The following is a 25,933-nucleotide window of genomic DNA, read 5'->3' on the forward strand; positions in this document are numbered from 1 at the left end:
AAGTGAAACCTCTTAGCGCTGATGGTAGTGTGGGATTACCCATGTGAGAGTAAGTCATCGCCAGCTCATTATTCTAAAGCCCCCTGATCCTAACGGACAGGGGGCTTTTTTTATGCGCGGGATTTAACGAATAAAAATTATATGCTCGCTATTTAGACGGAATCATCACATAAAAATGAAGTTGAGAGGCGTATACTTGTCCACTCTATGGAGCGGATATGTCCTCAAACTGATCTTCAAGTTATATTGAATATGGCTCAAATGCTTTTAAAGCTATTCTTTTTTCTTTATTTCTAGCCGGTTTTGCCATTTTTTCATCCCTGTACTGTGTACAGCCGATGATGCCTTTATTGTCGAAGTATTTTGAGGTGAGTCCCACCCAAAGCAGTTTTCCACTTTCTGTATCCACTATTGCCTTGGCTATTGGTTTGTTGTTTACAGGATTGATTTCAGATCGCTTTGGGCGTAGACCAATCATGGTCTATTCGTTATTTTTAGCCTCTAGTTTACTTATTTTGAGTTCACTTGTTCCTGTTTGGGAAGTGTTTTTAACCACTCGGGTATTTGTTGGACTGACAGTAAGTGGTGTTGCTGCTGTAGCAATGACTTATATTGGAGAAGAAATTGCGCAAAAAGATATTGGTTTTGCTATGGGGCTGTATATTTCTGGCACGGCCATTGGTGGCATGGGGGGCGTGTCATTGCAGGGGTATTGGTCGATTTTATTTCCTGGCAGGCCGCGACTTTAATCATTGGATTGTTGAATCTGGAGATTGCAATTGCATTTTATTTGATCTTACCTGCTTCAAAACATTTCAAACCTTATCCCATTCAATTTTCACAGACGTGGATTGGTTTAATCGCAATTGCCTATTGGGCTGGAATTTATAGTTCCCCCCGTGCGGCCAGCTGGAGTCGGAAATTTGGACGGGATAAAGTTTTACCATTGATGTTACTCAGCATGTTGCTTGCTTTGTGGATGATGTGGATTCCTTCCATTGTTATGGTTTTACTGGGGCTGCTTATTTTTACTTTTTCGTTTTTCGCTGCCCATTCAACTTCCAGTAGCTGGGTTTCCGTACAGTCATTGCAGTATCGTGCTGTGGGTTTATCTTTATATTTGTTTTGCTATTACATGAGTTCCAGTGTTATGGGAAGTAGTAGTGGTCTGGTCTGGGAAAGATTCGGCTGGATGGGGTTAACGTTCTTTATCAGTTTTGTTTTGGGATTGGGTTTATTGTTAGCCTTAAAACTCAAACATCGAGTTACGCATTAGCCAGATTTTCTAGGTTCAAGCATCTTGGATAAAAACATTTATATGAGATAAATTAAACCACTGGTTTTGTACAAATTATAATCAAGCAAGCTGAGCTTAATTCATGCTAAAATGGTCGGCTTTCATCTTTGATCTAATTTTCAGATCTTCCATCATCTGCCAGCCGAGAATTGCTAGCCATGTCTACTGCTTATACCATGCAGACTGCGCCAAAAGCGTTGTTTGATTACGACAAATATTGGGCGTCTTGTTTTGAACCTGCGCCATTTTTGCCGATGTCACGCGAGGAGATGGATCAACTCGGCTGGGATAGCTGTGACTTTATTTTAGTCTGCGGTGATGCCTATATCGATCATCCCTCTTTCTGTTCGGGCATTATTGGCCGTACTTTGGAAGCTCAAGGTTTCCGTGTCGGGATTATTGCCCAGCCGGACTGGACCAATGTGGAAGCATTCCGCGTATTGGGTAAACCAAATATTGCCTGGGGTGTCACGGCAGGGAACATGGACTCGATGATTAACCGTTATACGGCCGATCGTAAAATCCGTTCAGATGATGCTTATTCACCCGACAACGTGCCGAATAAACGCCCTGATCGTGCGGCAACTGTGTATTGCCAACGTGTACGTGAAGCCTATCCTGATGTGCCGGTATTGCTTGGTGGTATTGAAGCCTCTTTACGTCGTATCGCCCACTATGATTATTGGTCAGACAAAGTACGTCGCTCGGTATTAATGGACTCGAAAGCTGACTTGCTGATGTATGGTAATGGTGAACGCTCAATTACTGAAGTGATGCACCGTTTGGCCAAAGGCGAGAAAATTACCGACATCACCGATGTACGTGGTACAGCATTTATTGTCAATAAACATAACCGTGCTTCTAAAGCCAAGTTCGTTGAAATCGCATCCAATGATGTGGATGCAATTGGCCGTGTTGATCCGATTATCAATCCCTATGTGATGACTGAAGATTTGGATGGCTGTGAAATTGAAAAAGATAAAGGTAATTCTTTAACTCAATATCAAAATTTCCAAAAAGAACTGGTTGCCAATCCGATTGTCCGTGAAGGCGATCATCTGGATGCCGATACACAAATTGTGCAGTTGCAACCCGCTTCCAAAGCCATTAAACATAAATTGCCACCACGTGAACTGGCTGTGATTCGTTTGCCTGCGTTTGAAGAAGTAGTCAATGATCCTGTTCTTTATGCACATGCCAACCGTATTTTGCATTTGGAAACCAATCCGGGTAATGCGCGCGCGATGGTACAAAAACATGGTGAACGTGATGTGTGGCTAAATGCACCGCCAATTCCGTTAACCACGGAAGAAATGGACTATGTGTTTGACTTGCCTTATGCACGTCTGCCACATCCTGCTTATGGTAATGCACGCTTCCCGGCTTTTGACATGATCAAATTCTCTGTGAATATCATGCGTGGCTGTTTTGGTGGTTGTACGTTCTGTTCAATTACCGAACACGAAGGTCGTATTATTCAAAACCGTTCTGAAGAATCGATTCTTCGTGAAGTGGAAAAGATTCGTGATACTGCACCGGGCTTTACCGGTATTATTTCGGACTTGGGTGGCCCAACAGCCAACATGTACCGTTTGCACTGTAAAGATCCTGAAATTGAAAAGAATTGCCGTAAACCATCCTGTGTATTCCCGGGCGTGTGTCAGAACCTGCATACCGACCATGCACCGTTAACGCAGTTATACCGTAAAGCACGTGCTTTAAAAGGCATTAAAAAAATTCTGATTGGTTCTGGTCTACGTTATGACCTGGCAGTATTAAACCCTGAATATGTCAAAGAACTGGTAACCCATCACGTCGGTGGTTATCTCAAGATTGCGCCTGAACACACCGAAAAAGGTCCATTGTCGAAGATGATGAAACCGGGTATCGGCACTTATGACCGTTTCAAACAAATGTTTGAGCGTTTTAGTAAGGAAGCAGGTAAAGAACAGTACCTGATTCCTTACTTCATCGCAGCGCATCCGGGCACCACCGATTATGACATGATGAACCTTGCGATTTGGTTGAAGAAGAATGGTTTCCGTGCCGACCAAGTACAAACCTTCTATCCATCGCCAATGGCCACAGCAACCACCATGTATTACACCGGTAAAAACCCGCTGGCGAAAGTGGCGCGTTATACGGAAAATGTGGATATTGTCAAAGGTGAGAAACGTCGTCGCTTGCACAAGGCTTTCTTGCGTTACCATGATCCAAATAACTGGCCAATGTTACGTGAAGCTTTGAAAGAAATGGGCCGCTCAGACTTGATTGGTAATTCAAAACAACATCTGATTCCAAGCTACCAACCACAAGGCACAGAAGGACAATATCAGTCTGCACGCAAGAAAAACTCGACCTTGGCGGGAGATTCTGCAAAACGTACAGGTGAAAATACTGCACGTAATCAATCACGTAATGTTTCCAATACAAATGGCAATCATCGTCCTAAAAAAGGTCAGATCTTGACTCAACATACCGGCTTACCACCACGTGAAACGGGTGAAAAACGTCCATTTGCGGGTTCTAAATCCAACACTAAAGCTAAGCCTAAATCAAAAGCTTGATTTAAAAGTAAAAAAGAACGCTCAGGCGTTCTTTTTTTATCATTAATTTAAAAAATATTGGGTAATGAAACAGTTCATCGGAATTGTAGGACAATATTAAAAAGTAATCTTGCATCCCAACTGGGCCTTGAGATACAGTAGTTTTATGTCTGAAAATGGATTAAATCTGGACATAGATGTAAAAATAAAATCAGTGCAACTTTTTGTCAGCATTTATGATGATTTTGTCATGATTAAATGCAGTTTGATTACTTGAAATATTTAATAAAAATAATCGTTGTATACTGAATTTCATAACAATCATCGGTGTGACACCGAAAAGACTATAAAAATTTAAAGGACTAAGAGGATGATAATTTATATTTTGGTTGGAAGTTTACTTCTGTTTGCTGTTCTGCTGAAGGCTTGGAAAAGTCTGGAAAGCAGTACTAAGCAGCAAGATAGTGCTTTAAAACAAAGAGCTATTTTTAATATTAATGAACAAATAACATTTATACGCCTCAAAGAAATATTGCCGAACAGTACTGTGTTGGCTCATGTTTCATTTGATGCTTTATTGACGACCAAATACAGCCGTACACGCCATAAATATCGCAATATGGTGGCAGATTTTGTGATTCTTGATGAACACCATCAGGTTTCTGCCATTATTGCACTGGATGATCCGATGGTTTTAAGACACCCGCAAAATGCCCAATATCAGGATGCACTGTTGGCAATGGCCGGGTATCGGGTGATTCGCTATGAAGATGTACCGGAATATTTCCAGTTAAGACAAGATTTTTTAATGGAAAAGCCTGCTGATTCTCAGCTGGATCAGTTAACAGAAGCTTCAATAAAAAAGTATGATTTTTATCCGGATTTGGGGCGGAAGAAAATCCGCATGTTAGGTTAAATCACCATAAGCATGAAGTCATTCATGCTTATTTTTTTGGCTTTTTAATTCGCTGCACGAACAGCAGTGACAGTCATTTCCACCAGAACATCAGGGGCATACAACTTGGCTTCGACACAGGTGCGGGGCAGAGCTTCAATATCAGCGACCCAGGCATCCCAGACTTCATTCATCGCCGCATAGTCATTTTCAATATCTTTTAAATAAATAGTCACAGACATAATCTGGCTTTTGTCTGTACCTGCATCTGCCAGCAAGCGATCAATGATTTCCAGCGTTTGCCGGGTTTGACCTTTAATATCCAACGTTGTATCTGAAGCCAATTGACCAGCCAGATGCACCAAGTTGCCTGAAATGGCAATTTCAGAAAAACGCTTTTCAACATGCAGACGTTGTACTGCCATAATATGAGTCCTTTATTTTTCGGCATAATTGCTGCGAGCCATATTTAGGGTACACAGCTTGTAGCCTGGTAGATGGCAACATCATAATGCCATGAGCTGTGAGCGTAAATCACTTATCGAGCAGTGCTTGTTAAGCTAAAACTGTCACAAAAAAAGATTTTTAAAAATAACGGGGATAATCAGAACATACAGGAGCACAGCGGACTGATCGACAGCAGCATGAATAAAATGATTCAGTGCAGTATGAAGTATGCGGTTTTGAGGGATTTATAAAGATATTTACAGCAGAGATGCGAGAGAAGGTCCATGCTGTTTAACAGAGTTGCCCTGTAACATTCGGATTTGATCGTCACGCCAATCACAGGACAGTATGCTAAAAGTAAAGGTGATTTTTAGCATCTCGGCGTCTACATGGATAAATGTATCGCGCCCATAGAGTACCGCAAAAATCATGCTTGTGTGTAATCAATTGGTCTAATTTCTTTCTTTTGGTTGAAAAATATGCAAATATTACCAGAGAGAAAGCTGTGACTGATCTTGCTGCTCCGAAAGCTGGTACAGCCCAACGCCAATGAGGCGAAACTGAAAATGTTCTGGAATATGCATTTCAATGATTAGCTGTTGCAGTACCTGTTCCAGTTGTTGCCGATTTTGCAAGGGCTGTTTAAAACTCTTGCTGTGTTGTAAGACCTGAAAATTTTTTAACTTGAGTTTGGCCGAAACCCCACGTGCACAGAGTTGTTTGCGCTCTAAACTGCTCCAGACCTGATCAATCAGTCGAGGCCAAGAGTTCTGGCATTGTGTTAAGGTCAGGTCATCATCAAAGGTGGTTTCCTTGGAAATTTGCTGGTGTTCACGCTCAGCCTGAACCGGACGTTCATCAATGCCTTGAGCATAGAGAAAAAGTTGTTTGCCATATTTGCCAAAATGTTGAACCAGTACATTTTGCTCAATTTTTTGTAAATCTCCCAGCGTTTGCAATTGCAGCAGCTTGAGCTTTTCTTGCATCACTTTTCCTACACCGGGAATTTTCTTTAGCGGTAAATCCTGAATAAAGTGCTGCACCTGTGAGGGCTTAATGACACAAATGCCATTCGGTTTGTTCCAGTCTGAAGCAATTTTGGCTAAAAATTTATTTGGTGCGACCCCTGCCGATGCAGTTAAACCAGTCACTTGAAAAATTTCTTCGCGTATACGCATGGCCACTTCAGTAGCGCTTGGAATATTTTGCAGATTTTCTGTGACATCCAGATAAGCTTCATCTAAAGATAAGGGTTCAATCAGTGGCGTGTAATGCTGAAACACCTGATGAATTTGGGCAGAAATGGCACGATATTTTTCAAAATGGGGTTCAATGATGACCACGTGTGGACAAAGCTTTCGGCCTTGTGCCATCGACATGGCAGAGCGCAATCCAAACTCACGCGCAGGGTAGGAAGCTGCACAAATTACTGCCCGTGGATGATGTGAAGATACGACCACAGGCAAATGTTTTAACTCCGGTCGGTCTTTCAGTTCCACAGATGCAAAAAAGGCATCCATATCGATGTGAATGATTTTTCTCATGCAGTCCCAAATTCTGCCTGTACACGCTGAGTCTCAGTATCTCATCTTCATGGGTCAGATTGTAGAGCAGGATCAAGTAGATACGACACAGGTTGACTAAGTAAAACTAGCCGGGTGTGTTGTTGCTCCGCTGCTTCAATCAGAATCTTGAGGCTTTGCTCGGTGTTATCTGCCAGATAAGGTAAAAATTCCAAAGGCTGATCAACAGATTTGAAAAAATCATCCCAGTGAATCGGTACCACGACTTTTGGCTTTAAGCTTCTCAGGGTTTGATCCAGATAATACTGCTGAAATTCTTTCGATTGGCGTGACAGTTGAGCAATACCTAAAAATAGTGTATCGACTTGCAAGTTCCTGAGTTGATCTGGAATGGCACCAGTACTGGCTTTGACTAAAATACGATGTCCTGAATGTTCAATCAGATAGTCAAAACTATGGCCTTCTTTAAATGCCGAGAAGCGGGCAGGAAGGTGCAGTGGCTGTTTAATTTCCTCACCCAGGTCATTGTTGACTGCCGTCGGTGGCGTATGCTGTGATGGAATGGCAGAGACTGTAAATTGGTCAAAAACCATGGCTTTAAAGGGTTGAATCTGGATGAGTTGCTGTTCTGCAACCTGTCCGCCACGGGCGATATTCAAGGTACTGCTTGAACCGATAATTTTCGTATGTGGAAGTCGTTTGCCAAGCTCGGCAAGATCTAGCGTATGGTCATAATGTGAATGCGTGACCAAAATAGCTTGAGTGCGCTGTAAGTGTTGTTGCTGAATCATCCGCTGGATCACTTCAGGCTGACTTTGAATTTTCTGAAAAAGCACTTGAGACAGGGAAGGGCGACTAAAGAATCCATCGATTAAAATCTGGGTTTTGCCATCATCAAAAAGTAGCGTCGAAACACCAAAAAACTTCACCGTTAGCATCGAAGATGAGGCTGTTTTTGCAGAGGCTTGATATTGCCATTTTTGAAAATTAGACATTTGACCGGAAGGTTGTAGTAAAAAAACCATGCCAGCCACCAAACACAGAATGACCAGTCCCAATGAAACCCAAAGTTCTTTTTTAATCGACATAATTTTCCCATTTTTATGCAGTTTTATTTTTATTGTGATTAAAAGCTTGGACTTATCTTGTTATTTTTTCGGTAAATTTTCAATTGATTTCTGAGTGTGAATATTATTTTTTTCTAAAAAACTGATCCAGTCATATTGATCGCCATTAAATACATTCAAGTCCACCACTTTAGGGATTCCTTTAATTTGTCCCTGATTGGTATGTTGCCAGAACAGCCATTTTGGATTGCCTTTTAAATCCGGCTTGCCGTGATATTCACGGACCCACAGCGGGGTTTTTGAAAACTCTCCCGCCAAAATTATGTTATAGAAAGCTTTGGAAATATAGAAAATCGGTTGCTTGCCATAATGCTGATACAGCCGGTCATGCATGACCTGAATTTCTTTCAGTAGCTGTTCCTTGGTATAGGTATTGATGCAATTACTGTCATATTCCAGATCAATCACTGGGGGCAAGGCATCGGTTTTATTGGGCACGGTTTCAATAAAATTTTGCGCCTGAATTTCGCCATCACGGCATAAACGATAAAAGTGATAGGCACCGACCATCAAGCCATGTTCACGTGCTTGCAGCCAATAGTCCTGAAATTTTCGGTCTTTAAAATCACCACCTTCAGTGGCTTTCAGATAGACAAACTGATAGGTTTTCGGTGAAATTTGTTTCCACTGAATCTCTCCCTGATGATGTGATACATCAAAACCTTTGACCGGATATTCCTGTGCCGAAGCAGGATTATGATGCAAGACAAACACATACAGTACGATTGCAAGACAGCTCAGCATAAGGCCAATGCAAGAGGCATAAAGCTTGTGGTGATTGTGCTTGGATAATCGTTTTTTAGGCATAGATAATTTGGGCATGATTTATCAAGCACATGATAACGCGATCTGAACATTCAGACCACGTTGTTTCTGATGCCGTCGGATTATACTGGTGTATGACGTGGAATTTGCCAGAAAATGGCTGCAGTAATCAGGTTAATACAGCCCAGGCAAATGAGTGTGGTGTGGAAAGCCGTCACGATCTGTTCGGTACCGAAATATGCGGTAAAGATATTGACCAAGGTTCCCGCCAAAGCCACGCCAATACTCATGGATACCATCATGATCATCGACAAAAAGCTGTTGCCGCTGCTGGCATCTTGCTGAGGTAAATCTTTCAGGGTCAGGGTATTCATGGAGACAAACTGCAAAGAATTCAGCATGCCGAAAACAAAGAAATGTAGGGTTCTTAACCAGATTGGAGTATCCGCCGTGGTGAGGGCAAAACTGGCAATACAGGTGCCTACCAATAAGGTATTGACCAGTAATACCTTGCGATAACCGAAGCGCTGAATGATTTGACGGATAATTGGCTTGGAGGCGAGAGAACCGAGTACGGTTGGAATCATCAACAGACCGGTAATAAAGGGTTCAAAGCTAAAGGCGACCTGTAACATCAGCGGGATAAGAAAGGGCATGGCGTTGCCGCCTAAGCGGGCAAAGAAATTACCAATAATGCCTATAGCATAAATTTTATTGCTAAATAATGTGCTACGGAACAGCGCATTGTGATGTGTATGGGCATGAACGGCGTACATAATAGCCGCCAATACACCCGCAATTACCAGCCCAATACTCCACCATAACGATTGATGCGGACTGGCAAAGTTTTCAATACCCAGTGAAAGTCCGACCATGGCAACGACCAGGAAGATAAAACCTGAAAAATCAAAAGGTTTGACAGTGGGTTCTGTTACGTTCGGCATGGCTTTAAAGGTAATCAGAACGCCTAACAGCCCCATAGGAATATTGATTAAAAAGATCCAGTGCCATGTGGTTACTTCTACCATCCATCCGCCTAATGTCGGACCAATCAGGGGACCCATCAGGCCGGCCAGACTCATCAAACTCATGGCAGATAAAAACTGGGTGCGCGGAATCACCTTCAGCATGGCCAATCGGCCCACAGGCAGTAACAATGCACCGCCAATTCCCTGAATGACCCGATAAAACAACAGCTGGTTTAAACTGCTGGACAGTCCGCAGCCCAGTGATGCCAGCGTAAAAATAATAATGGCGGCAAAGTATGTATTGCGCACGCCAAAACGGTCGGCCAGCCATCCGCTTAAAGGAATGCAGGCTGCCACTGAAAGCACATAGGCTACCACCACGCTATGCATCTGGAGCGGATCTTCAGCCAGATTGGCTGCCATGGCCGGAATTGCAGTATTGACAATGGTCGTATCCAAACCTTGCATAAAAAAACCAATCGAGACCAATAGCACCAACAGTCGGAATTCAGGTTGTAGGGCTTGATGCGAAGGTGTGGCGTTCATAAAAATAGTAAAGTGATTTTTTACAGAGTGTAAATGAATATGCTGATTGGGTTGTAGTAAAACATTTTCAAAATTTAGGGTAGAGATCGTCAGTTTCTGTTTGGCGGCTTATTTTATTATTTGAAATGGATGTCTTCCAAACCTCGAAAAGCTTTATTTCATCAAATAGCCCTTATCCTCTGTGGGTAAGCTGATGCTAGCGCAGCAGTTGTTGTTGGAGCATGGGTGAACTTCAGGGGCAGGGGAGACATCGGGCAACAGTCAATAAATAACGGCTTTCATGCAATATTAGTAAAGAGGCCATAAAGCGAGCCTTGAGCTCGCTTTTTTTTGTCTGGACATAGGTTTAAATGGCAAAGTGTTTTGGTGCATCCAGATTTTTAATGGCATTAATAATCTGATCGGCATGATTGCAGATAATCAGTTTGGCGCGATGCTGCGGAGGTAAAAAACCTTCACTGACAGCATGATCCAGCTGGGTAATCAGGGCATCATAAAAGCCATTCACGTTATATAGCATCATCGGTTTTTGATGCTGATTTAACTGTCCCCAGGTGGCAATTTCCAGAATTTCTTCAAAAGTGCCTAAACCGCCGGGCAAAGCAACAAAAGCACTGGCCCGCTCAGCCATCATGGCCTTACGTTCATGCATGCTTTGTACAATGTGTAATTCGGTCAGTTGATTATGGGCAATTTCATAATCCAGCATGAATTCAGGAATCACTCCGACCGTTTCACCGCCACGTTGTCTGACGGCGTCAGCGACTTGCCCCATAAGACCGATACTGGCACCGCCATAGACCATGCCGAAACCCTGGTCTGCCAAAGCCTGAGCCAAAGCCACGGCTTTTTCCTGATAAATTGGCTTATTGCCTGAACGTGAACCACAGTAGAGTGCAATTAAAGGTTGAGTTGTTTTAGGAGTAGGATTGTTATGTTTGGGAGTCATTTTTAATACACTGTTCATCATTATATTTTTACCATAGCATTTTATTTTTTCAGTCTCTAGCTTAACTGTTAAATATGACACGGCATGATCAGCCTTATACTGACTTTGCAAAGATTTGTTGAAATTGGGTGAGTGAAAAACAGCGCAGCAAGCAAAAAAAGATGAATTTCTACTTCATCTTGCTATACTAAAAATCTGTTTTCCAACAAATGAATCAACATGGGTAGTGGTTGTCCTCGCTCTGAACACTTCAATGCTTCCGCAAAAAATAGACAGAATGCTGTTCATCGCATATTCAGCGATTTTAATATCAACTTTCTAAAATCGGTCCCTTATCATCCTGCACAGGAGAACATCCAATGATCTTTGAGTGGATGTCAGATCCAGCGGCATGGATTGGACTGGCAACTTTAGTAGTTTTAGAGATTGTACTGGGTATCGACAACCTGGTTTTTATTGCCATCTTGGCGGAAAAACTGCCTCCAGAACAGCGTAATGCTGGCCGTATCGTTGGGTTGCTCCTTGCCTTGGGTATGCGCTTAATTTTACTGGCTTCCATTGCCTGGGTCGTGACCTTGACCCAGCCACTGTTCCATGTTCTGGATCATCCTTTTTCCGGCCGTGACCTTATTCTGCTATTTGGTGGCGTATTCCTACTTTTTAAAGGCACCATGGAATTACACGAGCGCATAGAAGGCGCTCAACCCCAGAAAGAAGAAAACCCGGTGCATGCCGCATTCTGGATGGTGATCGTTCAGATTGTGGTGCTCGACGCCGTATTCTCTCTGGATAGCGTGATTACCGCAGTCGGCATGGTCAAAGACCTGTCGGTGATGATGATTGCTGTGGTGATTGCCGTCGGTATCATGCTGTGGGCATCCAAACCGCTGATGAGCTTTGTGAACAGACATCCGACCGTGGTGATTCTGTGCCTCGGCTTCCTGATGATGATCGGTTTTTCACTTATTGTTGAAGGTTTCGGTTTCCATATTCCTAAAGGTTATCTATACGCAGCAATTGGTTTCTCTGTGGTGGTGGAATTTATCAACCAGACCATGCGTCGTAATCAGGAGCGGATGGTCACCACGACAGACTTGCGTTACCGTACTGCTTCCGCCGTTATGCGTATGCTCGGTGGTAAAAGCGAATCACAAAACAATGAAGTCGAAGATGTGTTGGCAACCCGTGCCTTTGCCGATGAAGTCTTTAATGAAGACAGCGGTGTTTATCACAGCGTGATGGTGCAAGGCGTACTCGGGCTGTCGGAACGGCCGGTGAAATCGGTAATGACACCGCGTCCGGAACTGGAATGGATTGATCTGGATGAAGATGAAGCCTCCATTAAAGAACAGTTACTCAGCACGACCCATTCACGTTTGATTGTGGCGCATGGTGAGCTGGACAATATTGCCGGTGTGGTGCTGACCCATAAAGTCATGAACGAATATATCGAAACCGGAAAACTGAATTTTGAAAGCCATTTACGTGAGCCGGTGATTGTGCATGAAAATGCCCAGGTGCTGATGGTAATGGAGCAATTGCGTCAGGCACCGCTGCAAATAGCGATTGTACTGAATGAATATGGCTCGATTGAAGGGATTGCTACCCCGATTGATGTGCTTGAAGCCATTGCCGGTGAATTCCCGGATGAAGACGAATTTGAAACCGCTGCAGAAAGTCTGGAAGATGGCACCTTAATGCTGGAAGGTTCAACCGATATTCGTCATGTTTCCTTGTTGTTAGGTTGTGACCTGGTAGATGAGTCTGAACAGTATTCGACCTTGTCCGGTTATATCCTGTTCCACTTGGGGCGTTTGCCGGAAAGCGGTGCCAAACTGGAAGCAGATGAACATATTTTTGAAGTGGTGACGATGGATGGTCATAAAATTGATAAGGTTCATATCATCCAGCTCAATCAAAATCAGACTGAAGATTAATTTCATCCTGCACAGATGATCTTTCAATATCAAGATTGAATTAAAATAGTCCGCATAGTCGGGCTATTTTATTGGGAAAAATTGATGTCAGAAGTTTTGTGTCCATGCGGTCGAGGTGATTATGCCAGCTGTTGTCAACCGCTGCATTTGGGTCAAGCCAAAGCAGAAACGGCAGAGCAATTGATGCATTCACGCTATAGTGCCTTTGCCAAACAGGAAATTGACTATATTGTTCAAACTACAGCAATAGGCCAGCAACAGGCGCTGGATGTGGCGGCCATTGCCGACTGGAGCAAAGCCAATCAGTGGCTCAAGCTGGAAGTGATTCAGGCTCAGGAAAAACTGGATAAACACCATGCTCAGGTCGAATTTAAGGCACATTATCATGATGGCAAACAGGCCCAGATTCATCATGAAATTTCCCATTTTGTGAAGCATGAAGGTGCCTGGTATTTCCTTGATCCGACCACAAATATGCACATCACTATGAAACAGCCCTGTATTTGCAGTTCAGGGAAAAAATTTAAGCAATGTTGTGCGCAATTTTTGTAACTTTTATCCAGATTTGCCTTAGAATAGCGCGCATCGATAACCCTCAGTGGAAGCAGGGCAATGTTGCTATTGGTCATTTATATTATTGCGATTACGGCTGAAGCCATGACAGGAGCCCTGTCGGCAGGTCGGCGTAGTATGGATTGGTTTGGGGTAACGCTGATTGCCTGTGTGACTGCACTGGGCGGTGGTTCGGTGCGGGATGTATTGCTCGGGCACTATCCGCTGACCTGGGTCAAGCATCCGGAATATCTGGTGTTGACCTGCTGTGCTGCCTTTGTCACCATCCTGATTGCCAAATGGATGCGTCATTTACGTTCCATCTTCTTGATTCTCGATGCCCTGGGTTTAATCGGTTTTACCATCATTGGCTGTCAGATTGCCTTGCAGATGGGGCATGGCTTTGTGGTTTCCGCAGTAGCTGGGGTGTTAACCGGAGTTTCTGGCGGTATTCTGCGCGATATTCTGTGTAATGACGTGCCTTTGGTATTCCGCCGTGAACTGTATGCCAGTATTTCCTTTGTTTCCGTGATTTGTTACTGGGTTTGTCAGGAAATTGGCTTCTCCCTAGAAGTCACCGTCATTTCGACCCTGATCTTCGGTTTTTCTTTACGCTGTATCGCCATCTATTTTGGTTTGGAAATGCCGAAATTTATTTATAAAGATGACGACGAACAGTCCGCATCCTCCAAAGATGTTTCATAAAATCTCACATTTAAATGATCAATGACCGACGAAATGAGCGGTTATCATCTGCAAATTGGCGTATAAAAATCAATACAACTATAAATCCTGTTGGGAAAGCAGCATGCATTCTTTCACCAAATCAGAGCTCTTGTTATGGATTTAGTCTCACGTATACAGCGCTTACCGATTGGTAAGTTTCACTATACCTTGCTATGGGTGATCGGGCTCGGCTGGATGTTCGATGCAATGGATACCGGATTGATTTCCTTTATTCTGGCCAAAATGGCTGAAGACTGGGCCATGACCCCGGATGATAAAAGCTGGGTGGTTTCCATTGGTTTTATTGGTATGGCCATTGGTGCGGTGTGTTCAGGCGGCCTTGCAGATCGCTGGGGGCGTAAAATGGTTTTTGCCTCAACTTTAGTGATTTATAGTCTGGCAACCGCTGCCTGTGCTTTTGCGCCGAACCTGACCTGGTTGCTGGTGTTCCGCTTTATTGTGGGGCTTGGACTGGGTGGGCAGTTACCCGTGGCCGTGACGCTGGTGAGTGAATATATTCCCGCTCATGTCCGTGGTCGCTTTATTGTGTTGTTGGAAAGTTTCTGGGGTTTGGGCTGGCTGGTTGCAGCATTGATTTCGCGTTTTGTGATACCCGATTTTGGTTGGCATGCCGCTTTCCTGATTGGCGGTATTCCTGCGCTGTATGCGATCGTGATCTGGAAAATGGTACCAGAATCCGTTCCCTACTTAATTAACCGGGGTCGACATAAAGAAGCGCATGCTTTGGTGAAAAAAATTGAAGCGCAATGTGGCGTGGAAGTGATTGAAATTTTTGAAGTCAAACCGGTGGCCGAAAAGCATGACATTAGCTTCTCTCAACTCTGGTCCGGCATTTTTGCCCGCCGTACCTTAATGTTGTGGTTGATCTGGTTTGGTATCGTATTTTCCTACTACGGTATTTTTACCTGGCTGCCAAGTTTGCTGGTCAAAGAAGGCTATACCATTGTGAAGTCTTTTGAGTATGTACTGGTGATGATTCTGGCCCAGTTGCCGGGTTATATTGCTGCGGCATGGCTGGTGGAAAAATTGGGACGTAAGGCAACATTGGCGGGTTTTATTGCCATGTGTGCGGTCTCTGCCTATTTCTTTGGTCAATCCGACAATGTGACCCAGATTGTAGTGTGGGGCTGTTTGATGTCCTTCTTTAACCTGGGCGCCTGGGGCGTTTTATATACTTATACACCAGAACAGTATCCAGCCAATATCCGTGCCTTCGGTTCAGGCTGGGCCGGAGCTATTGGCCGTATTGGTGGTATTTTCGCGCCATTTGCCGTGACCCATATAATGGTGCTCGACCATGGTTTCAGCTATGTCTTTATGATGTTTACCGCCGTTTTAATTGCCGTGGCACTGATTATCCTGCTGCTGGGTGAAGAAACTAAAGGTAAAATTTTAGAGTCGATTGGTTTATAAAATTGCCGATTTTTTAGTTGATTGGCCCTTATAAAATGGATATTTTTAGTCCATAAGACACAATTTGTCGCAGAGTGTGGGTTACTGCCCTTGTGTAGTCCGCAGCTGCGACATAGCATAACAACGTAGATACAAAAACGAATTATTTAGGATTTCACGCTTTTATGACCAGCCTTGTGCATCATGCGACAGAAAATCGTTCCGTAGCCGAATTTACTGAACAAGCTTACCTTAACTATGCCATGTACGTGATTATGGATCGTGCATTGCCGCATATCAGTGACGGTTTAAAACCGGTACAGCGCCGTATTGTCTATGCCATGAGTGAATTGGGCTTAAAGCATAGCGGTAAACCGAAAAAATCGGCCCGTACCGTGGGTGATGTGCTGGGTAAGTATCATCCGCATGGCGATTCTGCCTGTTATGAAGCTATGGTATTGATGGCACAGCCATTCAGTTATCGTTATCCTTTTATTGAAGGTCAGGGTAACTGGGGATCACCGGATGATCCGAAATCCTTCGCGGCGATGCGTTATACCGAAGCCAAATTGTCGCAATACAGTGAAGTACTGTTGTCTGAACTGGGGCAGGGCACGTGTGACTGGCAGGATAACTTCGATGGTTCAATGAAAGAACCGGTAAATTTGCCAGCGCGCGTACCGAATATTTTATTGAACGGCACCACAGGAATTGCAGTGGGGATGGCCACAGACATTCCACCGCATAACTTGCGTGAAGTGGTTAAAGGCACTATCGCGCTGATTCGCAACCCGAATCTGTCCGATGAAAAAGTGGCGGAATATATTCCAGCGCCGGATTTGCCGACCAAAGCCGAAATTATTACCTCACCTGAAGAGCTGCTTAAAGTACAGACTACAGGTCGTGGCAGTTACCGTACCCGTGCGGTCTATAAAATAGAAAGAAATGAAATCGTGATTACCGACTTGCCTTATCAGGTGTCGGGGTCCAAAGTGATTACCCAGATTGCCGATCAAATGCAGGCAAAAAAATTGCCATTGGTCAGTGATCTGCGTGATGAATCGGATCACCAGAATCCAACCCGTCTGGTGATTGTATTACGTTCTAACCGGATTGATGCCGAAGCAGTGATGAGTCACTTATTTGCAACGACCGATCTGGAATCCAGCTATCGCGTCAACATGAACATGATTGGTGCCGATGGTCGTCCGCAAGTGAAATCGATTCGCCGCATTTTGCTGGAATGGATCGAGATTCGTAAGAATACGGTAACGCGCCGTCTGCAATATCATTTAAATAAAATTGAAAAACGCCTGCATATTCTTGCTGGTTTGATCATTGCCTACTTAAATATTGATGAAGTGATTCGCATTATTCGTGAAGAAGATCAGCCCAAACCGGTGTTGATGTCACATTTCAATATTGATGAAATTCAGGCCGAAGCCATTTTGGAACTCAAGTTACGTCATTTGGCCAGACTTGAAGAAATGGAAATGCGCCGTGAACAGGAAGAACTGGAAGCACGCGCTGCCATTATCCGCGAACAACTGGCCAATCCTGAATCTTTAAAAGCATTGATCATTAATGAACTCAAAGAAGATGCGAAAAAATTTGGCGATGACCGTCGTTCACCAATCGTACGCCGTGCCGATGCTCAGGCAATTAATGAACAGGACATGTTGCCGGCCGATCCTGTGACTGTGGTGTTATCTGAAGCAGGCTGGATCCGTTCAGCCAAAGGTCATGAGGTCGATGCTGAAAATCTGAATTTCCGCGCCGGTGACCAATACTTAAGTCATGCGCAAGGTAAATCCAATCAGAAAGTATATGTTCTGGATGAAACCGGTCGTAGTTATGCACTGGCCATTAACACTTTGCCATCGGCACGTGGTTTGGGTGAACCGTTGAGTTCTAAACTTTCCCCAGCCAGCGGAGTGGGTTTCATTCAGGTATTTATTGCCGAGGATGATACGGAAGTTTTGGCCTTGAGTTCTAAAGGTTATGGTTTTAAAACCCAGGCGAAACAACTGGATACCAATGCCAAAGCAGGTAAATCCTTCCTGACGGTGCCTGAAGATGGCAAAGCGATGCAATTGCAAGCTATTGAACAGGCGACGCATGTGGCTTTGCTCAGTTCAGCCGGTCGTATGCTGGTGGTTGATTTGTCAGAATTACCAAGTCTGAATAAGGGTAAAGGTAATAAATTGATACAACTCGAAACCAAAGATCAAATTGTATCCATGACAATGATAAATTTAAATGAAATAATTCAAGTGGTTGCCGGACAGCAACAATTAAAATTAAAAGGCGATGATCTTCAGAAATATCTCGGTAAGAGAGGGAGTAAAGGTCAGCTCTTACCACGAGGATATCAAAAAGCAAATAAACTGTTCATTCAAAGATAAAACTAGCATCCATTATACGAAATAGGCTATATATGTTGTAATTCGTGCAAATGGATGCTTTGTTGAACAATACAAAAGGAAAAAACCAGGTTCAGCAAAGAAAAAAACAGTTTAAAAACTAAGGATTAAGATTGGAGTGAGAGGCATTATGGAAAAGATTTGGTTCGCTGAATACCAAAAGACAGGGATTCCGGAAACTGTAGAATTACCGGCTGAAAATACCTCATTGGTTGATGTGTTTGAGCGCAACTTCCAAAAATTTGGCTCACGTGACGCCTTTATTTTTATGGATAAAGTTCTCACTTTTAATGAGTTGGAAGAAGCTAGCCGTAAATTTGCAACATATTTACAAAGTTTAGGATTGGCAAAAGGTACACGTGTGGCTGTGATGATGCCAAACGTCCTTCAATATCCTGTTGTTGCATTGGGGATTTTCCGCGCAGGTTTAGTACTTGTGAACGTAAACCCGCTTTATACTTCTCGTGAACTTGAGCATCAGTTAAATGACTCTGGTTCTGAAGTGTTGGTCATTATTGAAAACTTTGCAACGGTTTACCAGGCAATTATTGGTAAAACCCCTGTGAAGCATGTGGTTGTTGCTTCTGTGGGTGATATGTTGGGTGCCTTAAAAGGTACATTGGTCAACTTTGTTTTACGCTCTGTACGCAAGCAAATCCCGGCTTGGAATATTCCAGGATATATCCGTTTTAACGCAGCAATGTCGAAGGTAAATCCAAGCAATTATAAGCGTCCAAACCTGACTTTAAGTGATACCGCAGTACTTCAATATACGGGTGGTACTACGGGTGTTTCTAAAGGTGCTGAACTGACTCATCGTAACCTGGTTGCGAACATGTTGCAGTGCGACGGTATTTTCCAGAGTAAATTTGGTGCTCAAGATGGGCAACCGGATGACCGTATTTTCTGTGCCTTGCCGCTTTATCACATCTTTGCATTCATGGTTTGTGCGCTGTACGGCATGTATAAAGGTCAGGCCAACGTGCTTATTCCAAACCCGCGTGACTTGCCTGCAGTAATGAAAGAACTGCGTAAATATCAGCCATCATTCTTCCCGGCAGTCAACACCTTGTTTAATGCATTGGTGAATAATGAAGAATTTAGACAGCTTGACCATAGCAAATTGAAAATGGCAATGGGTGGCGGTATGGCAGTCCTGCCTTCTACTGCTGAAGCATGGAAGAAAATTACCGGTACCAATATTATTGAAGGTTACGGTTTATCTGAAACTTCACCGGTTGCAACAGCCAATCCACCACAATCAACTGAATTTAGCGGTACCATTGGTATTCCATTACCATTGACTGAAGTTGCAATTTTGGATGATGACGGCAATGAAGTGCCACTTGGCGAGCAAGGCGAAATCTCGATTCGTGGTCCACAAGTCATGAAAGGCTACTGGAACCGTCCGGATGAAACTGAAAAAGTCATGGTCAACGGTTTCTTCCGTACTGGTGATATCGGGATTATGGACGCTCGTGGTTATATCAAGATTGTCGATCGCAAGAAAGACATGATCTTGGTATCTGGCTTCAACGTTTATCCTTCAGAAATTGAAGAAGTGATTTCTACACACCCTAAAGTACTGGAAGTTGCTGCGATTGGTGTACCTGATGAAAAATCAGGTGAAGTGCCTAAACTGTTTGTGGTGAAGAAAGATCCGTCACTGACAACTGAAGAAGTGCTTGCTTTCGCTAAAGAGAACTTAACCGGTTATAAGCGTCCGCGTTATGTTGAATTTATAGATGAATTACCAAAGTCCAACGTCGGTAAAATCTTACGTAAAGACTTGCGTAAAACTGCATAAATGCTGCAATAAAAAAGCGCCGTGATCGGCGCTTTTTATTTGGGCTTTTTAATCTTTTAACATCCATCGATCAATATAGGGACGTGCTATCCCGGTAATCCATAGAAAGGTCGTGATGCTACCGAATTGATAGATGTATCGCTGTAAATCAAATGCACCAAAGCTATATAAATTATCGAGCAAACAATAGAGTGCAACGACTGTCGTCCATATCCAAAGGGCCTGGCGTTTAATCCCGATCATCCAAAGTGCAAGAATAGAAATAACAATGGTAAAAATAAGGGAAAGCCTATTGAAATTGGCACACACGACTGAAAGTAAAAATCCCGTAACAGGCAATACGACTTTGAATACCCGATCCACTTTAAGTTGATGCTGGCGCTGCTTTTCGAGTACATCAAACATTTTTTCCTGATCAGGAGTGATCATTATGGATCCTTATTGCTCATTTATAAAAACACTATAATTTACAAAAAATATTGCGAAAACACCATGCTATGATGGGCAGCATAAAATTTTAATGAGAAAAATGAGATGCAAAGCATTAGCGGAATAATCTATCTCATCTTAATCGCATGTTTATTGCCTTATGTTTTTACTGCAATTGCGAAAAAAACAGCCGGTTTTAAAGCAAGAGATAACCAGAACCCGCGCGAATTTTTGGCTAAAACCACTGGTTTGGCAGCACGTGCCAATGCGGTACAACAGAATAGTTTTGAAAGTTTACCCTTATTTATTGCCTCCATTTTAATGGCAGAATATATGGTGATTTCTCAAAATCTGATCATGACTTTTGGTATTGCCTATATTTTACTCCGTATTTTCTACGGAATCTGTTATTTAGCCAATTGGGCCACTTTGCGTTCTATTATCTGGACCTTGTCCTTACTTTGTCCGATTTGTCTGTTGCTACTGGTCATTAAATTAACCACATGAGCCTGAAAATGTGGAAATATATATTTTCACTCAGCAGATGTATAATCGAAAAGTTATTTAATACGCAAAAACCGTTATAATCGTCGCGGTTTAAAAAAGATTTAACTTGTTAAAGAGTGATGCTATGAGCTACAGCAATATCCCAGCGGGTAAAGATGCACCAAACGACATCTATGTAATTATTGAAATTCCTGCAAATGCAGCACCAATCAAATACGAAATCGATAAAGATTCTGATGCATTATTTGTAGACCGTTTCATGGGTACTGCAATGTTCTACCCAGCAAACTATGGTTATGTGCCAAATACATTGTCACTTGATGGTGACCCACTTGACGTATTGGTTGTGACTCCACACCCAGTTGAACCAGGTTCAGTGATTCGTTGCCGTCCTGTGGGTAAATTGAACATGGAAGATGATGGTGGTGTTGATGCGAAACTGGTTGCAGTACCGCACGACAAATTAACACCGATCTATAAAGACGTTCAGGAATATACAGATCTTCCTCCATTGTTGATTAGTCAAATCGAACATTTCTTCCAACACTACAAAGACTTAGAACCAGGTAAATGGGTTAAGTTAAGTGGTTGGGAAGGTGCTGATGTTGCGAAACAAGAAGTACTGAGCTCAATTGCAGCTTATGCAGAAGCAAATAAATAATTGCTTTTCAATTTAAGTCTTTAAAGTTTTAAAGCTTAAATAAAAAAACCTGCACATTGTGCAGGTTTTTTTATGACTTGAAATTCGAGTGAATTAGAATAATTTCACAGGAATATCCAGGAAAATACGCCATTCGTTGGTATCACCGATGTAAGCATTTTCATAAGCATCGTTGGCACGATAAATAGAGTTACGTAGGCGCAAGCTTGCATCTTTGGCAAAACCGCTTTGAACCGTGTATTTTACCTGGTTAAAGAATTCATTTTCTTTACCTTCGTCTGTTCTGCCAGCAACATTAATGTCCCAACCATACACATAAGCCGTAGTCCAGTTTAAGCCAGCTAAGCCTTGGTTTTTGAAGTTATAGCTGTATTGAAGCTGTACAGATTTTTCATCGTTGCCGACAAAGTCAGACAAATATGAGTTTGGCATATAGATGGATTGATAACCATCACCATTGCCACTGTAGTCATAACCTACGTTACCAGAGTTTTGTTGGTAAGCCAGCATTAGGTTGTGTACATCTTTATTGTATGTACCTGATACCGCAAAAATAGTGTTATGGGTGTTTTGTGTAGATGGATCTGCTACTGTTGCTGAGTATGTAGTTTCCGGCTCAAATTCAGTGTGGTAGCCGCTGAAGTCATAAGTAAATGAACTGTCATTTGCCAAGGCTTGTTTATAGTTCACATTTGCATAGTGACGTTCTAATTTATCTTTAATGTCTACACCGTAATATGCAGTATTTAACGCATCATTAACTTTATATTTTGCGCCCCAAACCACTGCACGGTCTAAGTTTTCACCATCAGTATTGATTTGATCCGAATACTGGTTCTTGGTGAATTTACCCGCAATAACTTCCAAATTTTCAATTTCATGGCTTGTTGCAAGTACGCCAGTGAAATATTCAGGAACCATACGACCAGTGTTACTTGCAAGAACAGGAATATCTAATACTTGAGTACCGTACTCAACAGTCGTATTTGAAACACGTGCTTTTACACTTGCACCGCCACGAGCCCAATGATCATAGGCAGAGCCATCAGCATGCTTAGGAATCATGCCATTGTTAGCATTTTTGTTTTCACCCAATTTAAACGAAGCATCGCCTACCGCATTTACACCAAAACCTACCACACCTTTGGTAAAGCCAGACTCGAGTTTTACAATTGCAGATTGTGCAGCAGAGCTTTGATCTTTCTTGCCAGGCGCTTTTTTATCACGATTGATATAACCGGTGCGGAACAATACAGAACCTTCAGCATCTTCAACAAAGCCTTTAGATTCGCTTTGTTCACTGGCATAGGCAGTTGAAATTAAGGCAGCTTGAATTAAAACTGCTAAGGTAAGTTTTTGAGCTTTTTGCATTGGGAGATGGCCTTATACAAAAGAGGAGAATTAAATTGGAGGAATTGTATACGTAATGTATCGCAAAAAAATCATTTTTTAACATATTTTATTTAATTAAAGTTAAGCATTCTTTTAATATAATTTTATACTTTTTAGTCAATAAAAATAACCAAGGTTTACTTTTTGTTAAAATTATTTTACAAAACAATAATATATTTAAAGCATAAATAACTCGTTGTGTAATTCTGGTCATTCATAGAGAGCGGAATTCCACAACTTAAACTTAATTTGATGAAACTTTTCTGTTTTATACTTTAGTCTAATATGGTTTCAAAGCCCTGATTAATCAATGCTCAGAGGAAAGATGGTGGAAGAGTTTGAAACTTTAAAAAACGTTCATATTTGTAGAAATATCATCTAATTTTTTTCAATATAAAAATGTAATTTAATTCAATATTAAGTTTATTTATTGGTTTTAAGTAGAATAGAAGCCAAGCGGAAATAATTTAGAAAATTGACCAAAAAGTATAAAAAAGATTTAGAATTCGCAGCTGAATTTATCATTGAGCAAGAATCTTAACCTGATTCTATGAGGAGTGGTGATGCTGCAAACTTCACACAAAATTGCGTTATTTTTACTACTTTCTATGAGTGCAATGTCAGCACTTGCTGAAGAAAATACATCTTCGGTGGAAAATGGAGAGCTAACAGGCAGTTTTGCAGTGGTGAATAAATATATTTACCGTGGTGGTGTGGAAAATGAGGATGTCACTCTACAAGCTGGACTTGAATACGCTTATAACAGTGGAATTACTCTGGGATATTGGGGCTCGACAATCGGTTATGATCCTTCTGATGAAGATAAAGATCATGGCTTTGAACATGACTTTTATGTCGCGTATGGCAAGGAACTGAACCAGGACTGGAGCTATAAAGTTCAAGGTACTGCTTATTACTATCAAAATGGCGGTACGGTATATGGTGAAAATGGCGATAAACGTAAAACCACAGCATTCGATGTGTTGGGTGAACTGGCGTATAAAGATTTAACTTTCAGCACGGCGGTGATGCTGACAGATACTTCTTTTGCTAATGCAGGAGATGTGTATTTAAGTGCAGCTTATAGCTATGCTTTAGCGCAAAATTTTATGCTAAATACTGCGGTAGGTGCATCTATTTATAATAGCAGCCGTGATGACAGTATGATTGAAACGAAAAATGATGTTGCTTTCAATGAAGCGCGTATTGGTTTAAGTAAAGAAATCACCAATACCGGGGCGACTGCTTCTGTAGATTATGTAATCGGTGGTAAGGATCGTTTTGATACAGATTTTGATGATCAGGTGGTATTCGGTTTGAATTTTGGTTTTTAAGCCTAAAACTGTAAGAGTTTTAAAAGTGCATAAATTGCTTTAAATTTGTGCACTTTTTTTAAGCATAATTAAAAAAAATGGTGAAAAAATAGCCTTAAAAAGAGGCATGATGTAAGTAAATATGAATTTTATAGGATCGTTGGGCCAAGCTCACATCAGTCATCTGCCCCTATAATCCTTAGCGCTTCTGCCTGCATCGCATATTTATTTTATAAAACAAAAAAACTATAAAAACATAGACTTATTTAAAAATAATTTTACCAAAAAACATTTTTACAGGCCTAATTTTTTTTTTGGCATAGCTATTGCTAATTCTGATATGAGTCTAACGAAATAACCAAACATAGCATCGTGCTACGATGTAGGGGGAATCCAATAATGAAATTTACTCTTAAAGCATTATCTTTAGCTGTAGTTGCAACAGCATCTACGTTCACTTTCGCAGAAGAGGCACCTGCATCAGACCATACTATTTCGGGCAATATTGGTGTGGTTTCACAATATGTATTACGTGGCAATACAGCAAGTCTAGAAAACTCGGGTGCAGCTGTTCAAGGTGGCTTAGATTACAGTCATTCTTCAGGTTTTTATGCTGGATATTGGGGTTCTACATTAGACATCAGTTATGCAGAATCTGGTGAACAAAGCTTTGAACATGATTTATATGCGGGTTTCAGTGGCAAAATTACTGAAGACCTGGGCTTTAAAGTAGGCGGTACTTACTACGTTTATTATCCATCTGATGATTCAAATGTTTTTGAAACCTTGGTGGGCTTAAACTATAAGAATTTTGGTCTTACTGCGCAAACACTTACAGATGATGTAACCTGGGGTAATGCAGGTGATACCTATTTCCTCGCTAGTTATAGCTATGGTTTACCGAAAGATTTTACTTTGAATACATCATTAGGCGCGTACTACTATTCTGATAGCGGTGATTTTGAAGGCGCAACTTTAAATACCACAGAAGATTTCAACTTGCGTCATTTAACAGTGGGTTTAAGCCATCCATTGGGTGATACTGGCGCAAGTGTAAGCATGGACTATATCGTGGGTGGTAAATTACGTGATGACACTGATTTGAAAAATAAAGTTGTTTTAGGTTTGAAATATGGATTCTAATTCAAAACTATAAATAAAAAGGCGACTCATGAGAGTCGCTTTTTATTTGATTCAATATTATGAGCTTGCATTAAAAGCCTCATGATAAGTCACAGTACCTTGTGGAAATTTTTCCTCAAAAGACAAAGCCTGAAAGTATTGGGCCGGAACATGCTCCAAGATTAATTCAGAAACTGCCTTAAAGCCAAATTCGGCATAGAAATCCGGATCACCTAAAACCACACAGCCTTTGGCTGCATGAGTTTTCAATTGGTTTAATGCGGATTGAATCAGCGCCGAACCGATACCTTGCAGTTGCCATTCTGGTAAAATAGCTACTGGCCCTAAGCCATACCAACCTTGCACACCTGAAGAAATTTCTACTGGTGAAATGGCCAGATGTCCGACAATGTGCTGATTTAAAATAGCAACCAAAGAAATAGTCAGTGCATTGGCCTTGCGCAGGGCAGTGACAATAAATTGTTCATTATGACTGGAATAGAGCTGCTTTTGAAATGCCTGTTCAATCACCTGGCTAATCGCGGCATGATCAGCAGGATTTTCACTACGGATAAGCAAGTTATGCAT

21 protein-coding genes and 1 pseudogene are annotated in these 25,933 nt (G+C 42.1%); 13 read left to right on the plus strand and 9 right to left on the minus strand.

Translation table 11 applies throughout. The features are described 5' to 3' along the window. The first annotated feature begins 245 nt into the window (after window positions 1-245). From ACE01R_RS05690 to ACE01R_RS05700, 3 genes and pseudogenes are all read left to right on the plus strand, one after another. Window positions 246-1,276 (plus strand): annotated as a pseudogene (locus ACE01R_RS05690) (MFS transporter). Window positions 1,277-1,455: 179 nt separating this feature from the next. Next, on the plus strand, window positions 1,456-3,864 hold the full coding sequence (locus ACE01R_RS05695) for a YgiQ family radical SAM protein (protein WP_395549506.1): 2,409 nt from the start codon (window positions 1,456-1,458) through the stop codon (window positions 3,862-3,864). 349 nt (window positions 3,865-4,213) lie between these two features. Continuing rightward, window positions 4,214-4,759, plus strand: coding sequence for a DUF2726 domain-containing protein (locus ACE01R_RS05700; protein WP_395549508.1), 546 nt, complete (start codon window positions 4,214-4,216; stop codon window positions 4,757-4,759). 44 nt (window positions 4,760-4,803) lie between these two features. On the opposite strand, the gene ACE01R_RS05705 is transcribed toward ACE01R_RS05700, so the two are convergent. The 6 genes from ACE01R_RS05705 to ACE01R_RS05730 form a co-directional block, all read right to left on the minus strand. Next, window positions 4,804-5,163 carry a RidA family protein gene (locus tag ACE01R_RS05705; RefSeq protein WP_395549510.1) on the minus strand — a complete coding sequence of 120 codons (360 nt, stop codon included), beginning with the start codon at window positions 5,161-5,163 and terminating at the stop codon, window positions 4,804-4,806. A gap of 510 nt (window positions 5,164-5,673) precedes the next feature. Then, a complete protein-coding gene (dinB, locus tag ACE01R_RS05710) occupies window positions 5,674-6,729 on the minus strand; it encodes a DNA polymerase IV (protein ID WP_395549511.1) in 1,056 nt (351 codons plus the stop codon). 47 nt (window positions 6,730-6,776) lie between these two features. After that, the gene (locus tag ACE01R_RS05715; protein ID WP_395549516.1) at window positions 6,777-7,796 is read right to left on the minus strand and encodes an MBL fold metallo-hydrolase; all 1,020 of its coding nucleotides are present in this window, start codon (window positions 7,794-7,796) and stop codon (window positions 6,777-6,779) included. A 60-nt stretch (window positions 7,797-7,856) separates the two neighbouring features. After that, window positions 7,857-8,657 (minus strand): GH25 family lysozyme, encoded by an 801-nt coding sequence (locus ACE01R_RS05720; RefSeq protein ID WP_395549525.1) that lies wholly within the window; start codon window positions 8,655-8,657, stop codon window positions 7,857-7,859. Window positions 8,658-8,722: 65 nt separating this feature from the next. Continuing rightward, complete coding sequence (gene mdtD / locus ACE01R_RS05725; protein WP_395549530.1) at window positions 8,723-10,114, minus strand: multidrug transporter subunit MdtD; 1,392 nt, start codon at window positions 10,112-10,114, stop codon at window positions 8,723-8,725. 346 nt (window positions 10,115-10,460) lie between these two features. Then, complete coding sequence (locus tag ACE01R_RS05730; RefSeq protein ID WP_395549813.1) at window positions 10,461-11,081, minus strand: TIGR00730 family Rossman fold protein; 621 nt, start codon at window positions 11,079-11,081, stop codon at window positions 10,461-10,463. A 341-nt stretch (window positions 11,082-11,422) separates the two neighbouring features. Between ACE01R_RS05730 and ACE01R_RS05735 the strand changes: the two genes are divergently transcribed. The 6 genes from ACE01R_RS05735 to ACE01R_RS05760 all read left to right on the plus strand — a co-directional run bounded on the left by ACE01R_RS05735 (window position 11,423) and on the right by ACE01R_RS05760 (window position 19,921). Beyond that, window positions 11,423-13,000, plus strand: coding sequence for a transporter associated domain-containing protein (locus tag ACE01R_RS05735; RefSeq protein ID WP_395549531.1), 1,578 nt, complete (start codon window positions 11,423-11,425; stop codon window positions 12,998-13,000). Window positions 13,001-13,084: 84 nt separating this feature from the next. Beyond that, a complete protein-coding gene (locus tag ACE01R_RS05740; RefSeq protein ID WP_395549532.1) occupies window positions 13,085-13,552 on the plus strand; it encodes a YchJ family protein in 468 nt (155 codons plus the stop codon). Window positions 13,553-13,612: 60 nt separating this feature from the next. Continuing rightward, complete coding sequence (locus ACE01R_RS05745) at window positions 13,613-14,257, plus strand: trimeric intracellular cation channel family protein (RefSeq protein WP_395549533.1); 645 nt, start codon at window positions 13,613-13,615, stop codon at window positions 14,255-14,257. 135 nt (window positions 14,258-14,392) lie between these two features. Next, complete coding sequence (locus tag ACE01R_RS05750) at window positions 14,393-15,712, plus strand: MFS transporter (RefSeq protein WP_395549534.1); 1,320 nt, start codon at window positions 14,393-14,395, stop codon at window positions 15,710-15,712. A gap of 164 nt (window positions 15,713-15,876) precedes the next feature. Continuing rightward, complete coding sequence (parC, locus tag ACE01R_RS05755) at window positions 15,877-18,096, plus strand: DNA topoisomerase IV subunit A (protein ID WP_395549535.1); 2,220 nt, start codon at window positions 15,877-15,879, stop codon at window positions 18,094-18,096. A 148-nt stretch (window positions 18,097-18,244) separates the two neighbouring features. Then, a complete protein-coding gene (locus tag ACE01R_RS05760) occupies window positions 18,245-19,921 on the plus strand; it encodes an AMP-binding protein (protein ID WP_395549536.1) in 1,677 nt (558 codons plus the stop codon). Window positions 19,922-19,969: 48 nt separating this feature from the next. On the opposite strand, the gene ACE01R_RS05765 is transcribed toward ACE01R_RS05760, so the two are convergent. Further along, on the minus strand, window positions 19,970-20,350 hold the full coding sequence (locus ACE01R_RS05765) for a hypothetical protein (RefSeq protein WP_395549537.1): 381 nt from the start codon (window positions 20,348-20,350) through the stop codon (window positions 19,970-19,972). Between the two features lie 105 nt (window positions 20,351-20,455). Between ACE01R_RS05765 and ACE01R_RS05770 the strand changes: the two genes are divergently transcribed. Both ACE01R_RS05770 and ppa read left to right on the plus strand, forming a co-directional pair. After that, window positions 20,456-20,857 (plus strand): MAPEG family protein, encoded by a 402-nt coding sequence (locus ACE01R_RS05770; protein ID WP_395549538.1) that lies wholly within the window; start codon window positions 20,456-20,458, stop codon window positions 20,855-20,857. Window positions 20,858-20,981: 124 nt separating this feature from the next. Next, the gene (gene ppa / locus ACE01R_RS05775; protein ID WP_005233448.1) at window positions 20,982-21,518 is read left to right on the plus strand and encodes an inorganic diphosphatase; all 537 of its coding nucleotides are present in this window, start codon (window positions 20,982-20,984) and stop codon (window positions 21,516-21,518) included. Between the two features lie 93 nt (window positions 21,519-21,611). Here the strand turns inward: ppa and ACE01R_RS05780 are convergent, their stop codons facing one another. Continuing rightward, on the minus strand, window positions 21,612-22,889 hold the full coding sequence (locus ACE01R_RS05780) for an OprD family outer membrane porin (RefSeq protein WP_395549539.1): 1,278 nt from the start codon (window positions 22,887-22,889) through the stop codon (window positions 21,612-21,614). 584 nt (window positions 22,890-23,473) lie between these two features. Here ACE01R_RS05780 and ACE01R_RS05785 point away from each other — a divergent pair. Together ACE01R_RS05785 and ACE01R_RS05790 are read left to right on the plus strand one after the other, a co-directional pair. Next, window positions 23,474-24,244, plus strand: coding sequence for a TorF family putative porin (locus tag ACE01R_RS05785; RefSeq protein ID WP_395549540.1), 771 nt, complete (start codon window positions 23,474-23,476; stop codon window positions 24,242-24,244). 378 nt (window positions 24,245-24,622) lie between these two features. Continuing rightward, window positions 24,623-25,366, plus strand: coding sequence for a TorF family putative porin (locus tag ACE01R_RS05790; RefSeq protein WP_395549541.1), 744 nt, complete (start codon window positions 24,623-24,625; stop codon window positions 25,364-25,366). Window positions 25,367-25,423: 57 nt separating this feature from the next. On the opposite strand, the gene ACE01R_RS05795 is transcribed toward ACE01R_RS05790, so the two are convergent. Next, the gene (locus tag ACE01R_RS05795) at window positions 25,424-25,933 is read right to left on the minus strand and encodes a GNAT family N-acetyltransferase (protein WP_395549542.1); all 510 of its coding nucleotides are present in this window, start codon (window positions 25,931-25,933) and stop codon (window positions 25,424-25,426) included.

Origin of the sequence: Acinetobacter sp. BSP-28, assembly GCF_044130285.1 — a bacterium.
Lineage (GTDB): Bacteria > Pseudomonadota > Gammaproteobacteria > Pseudomonadales > Moraxellaceae > Acinetobacter.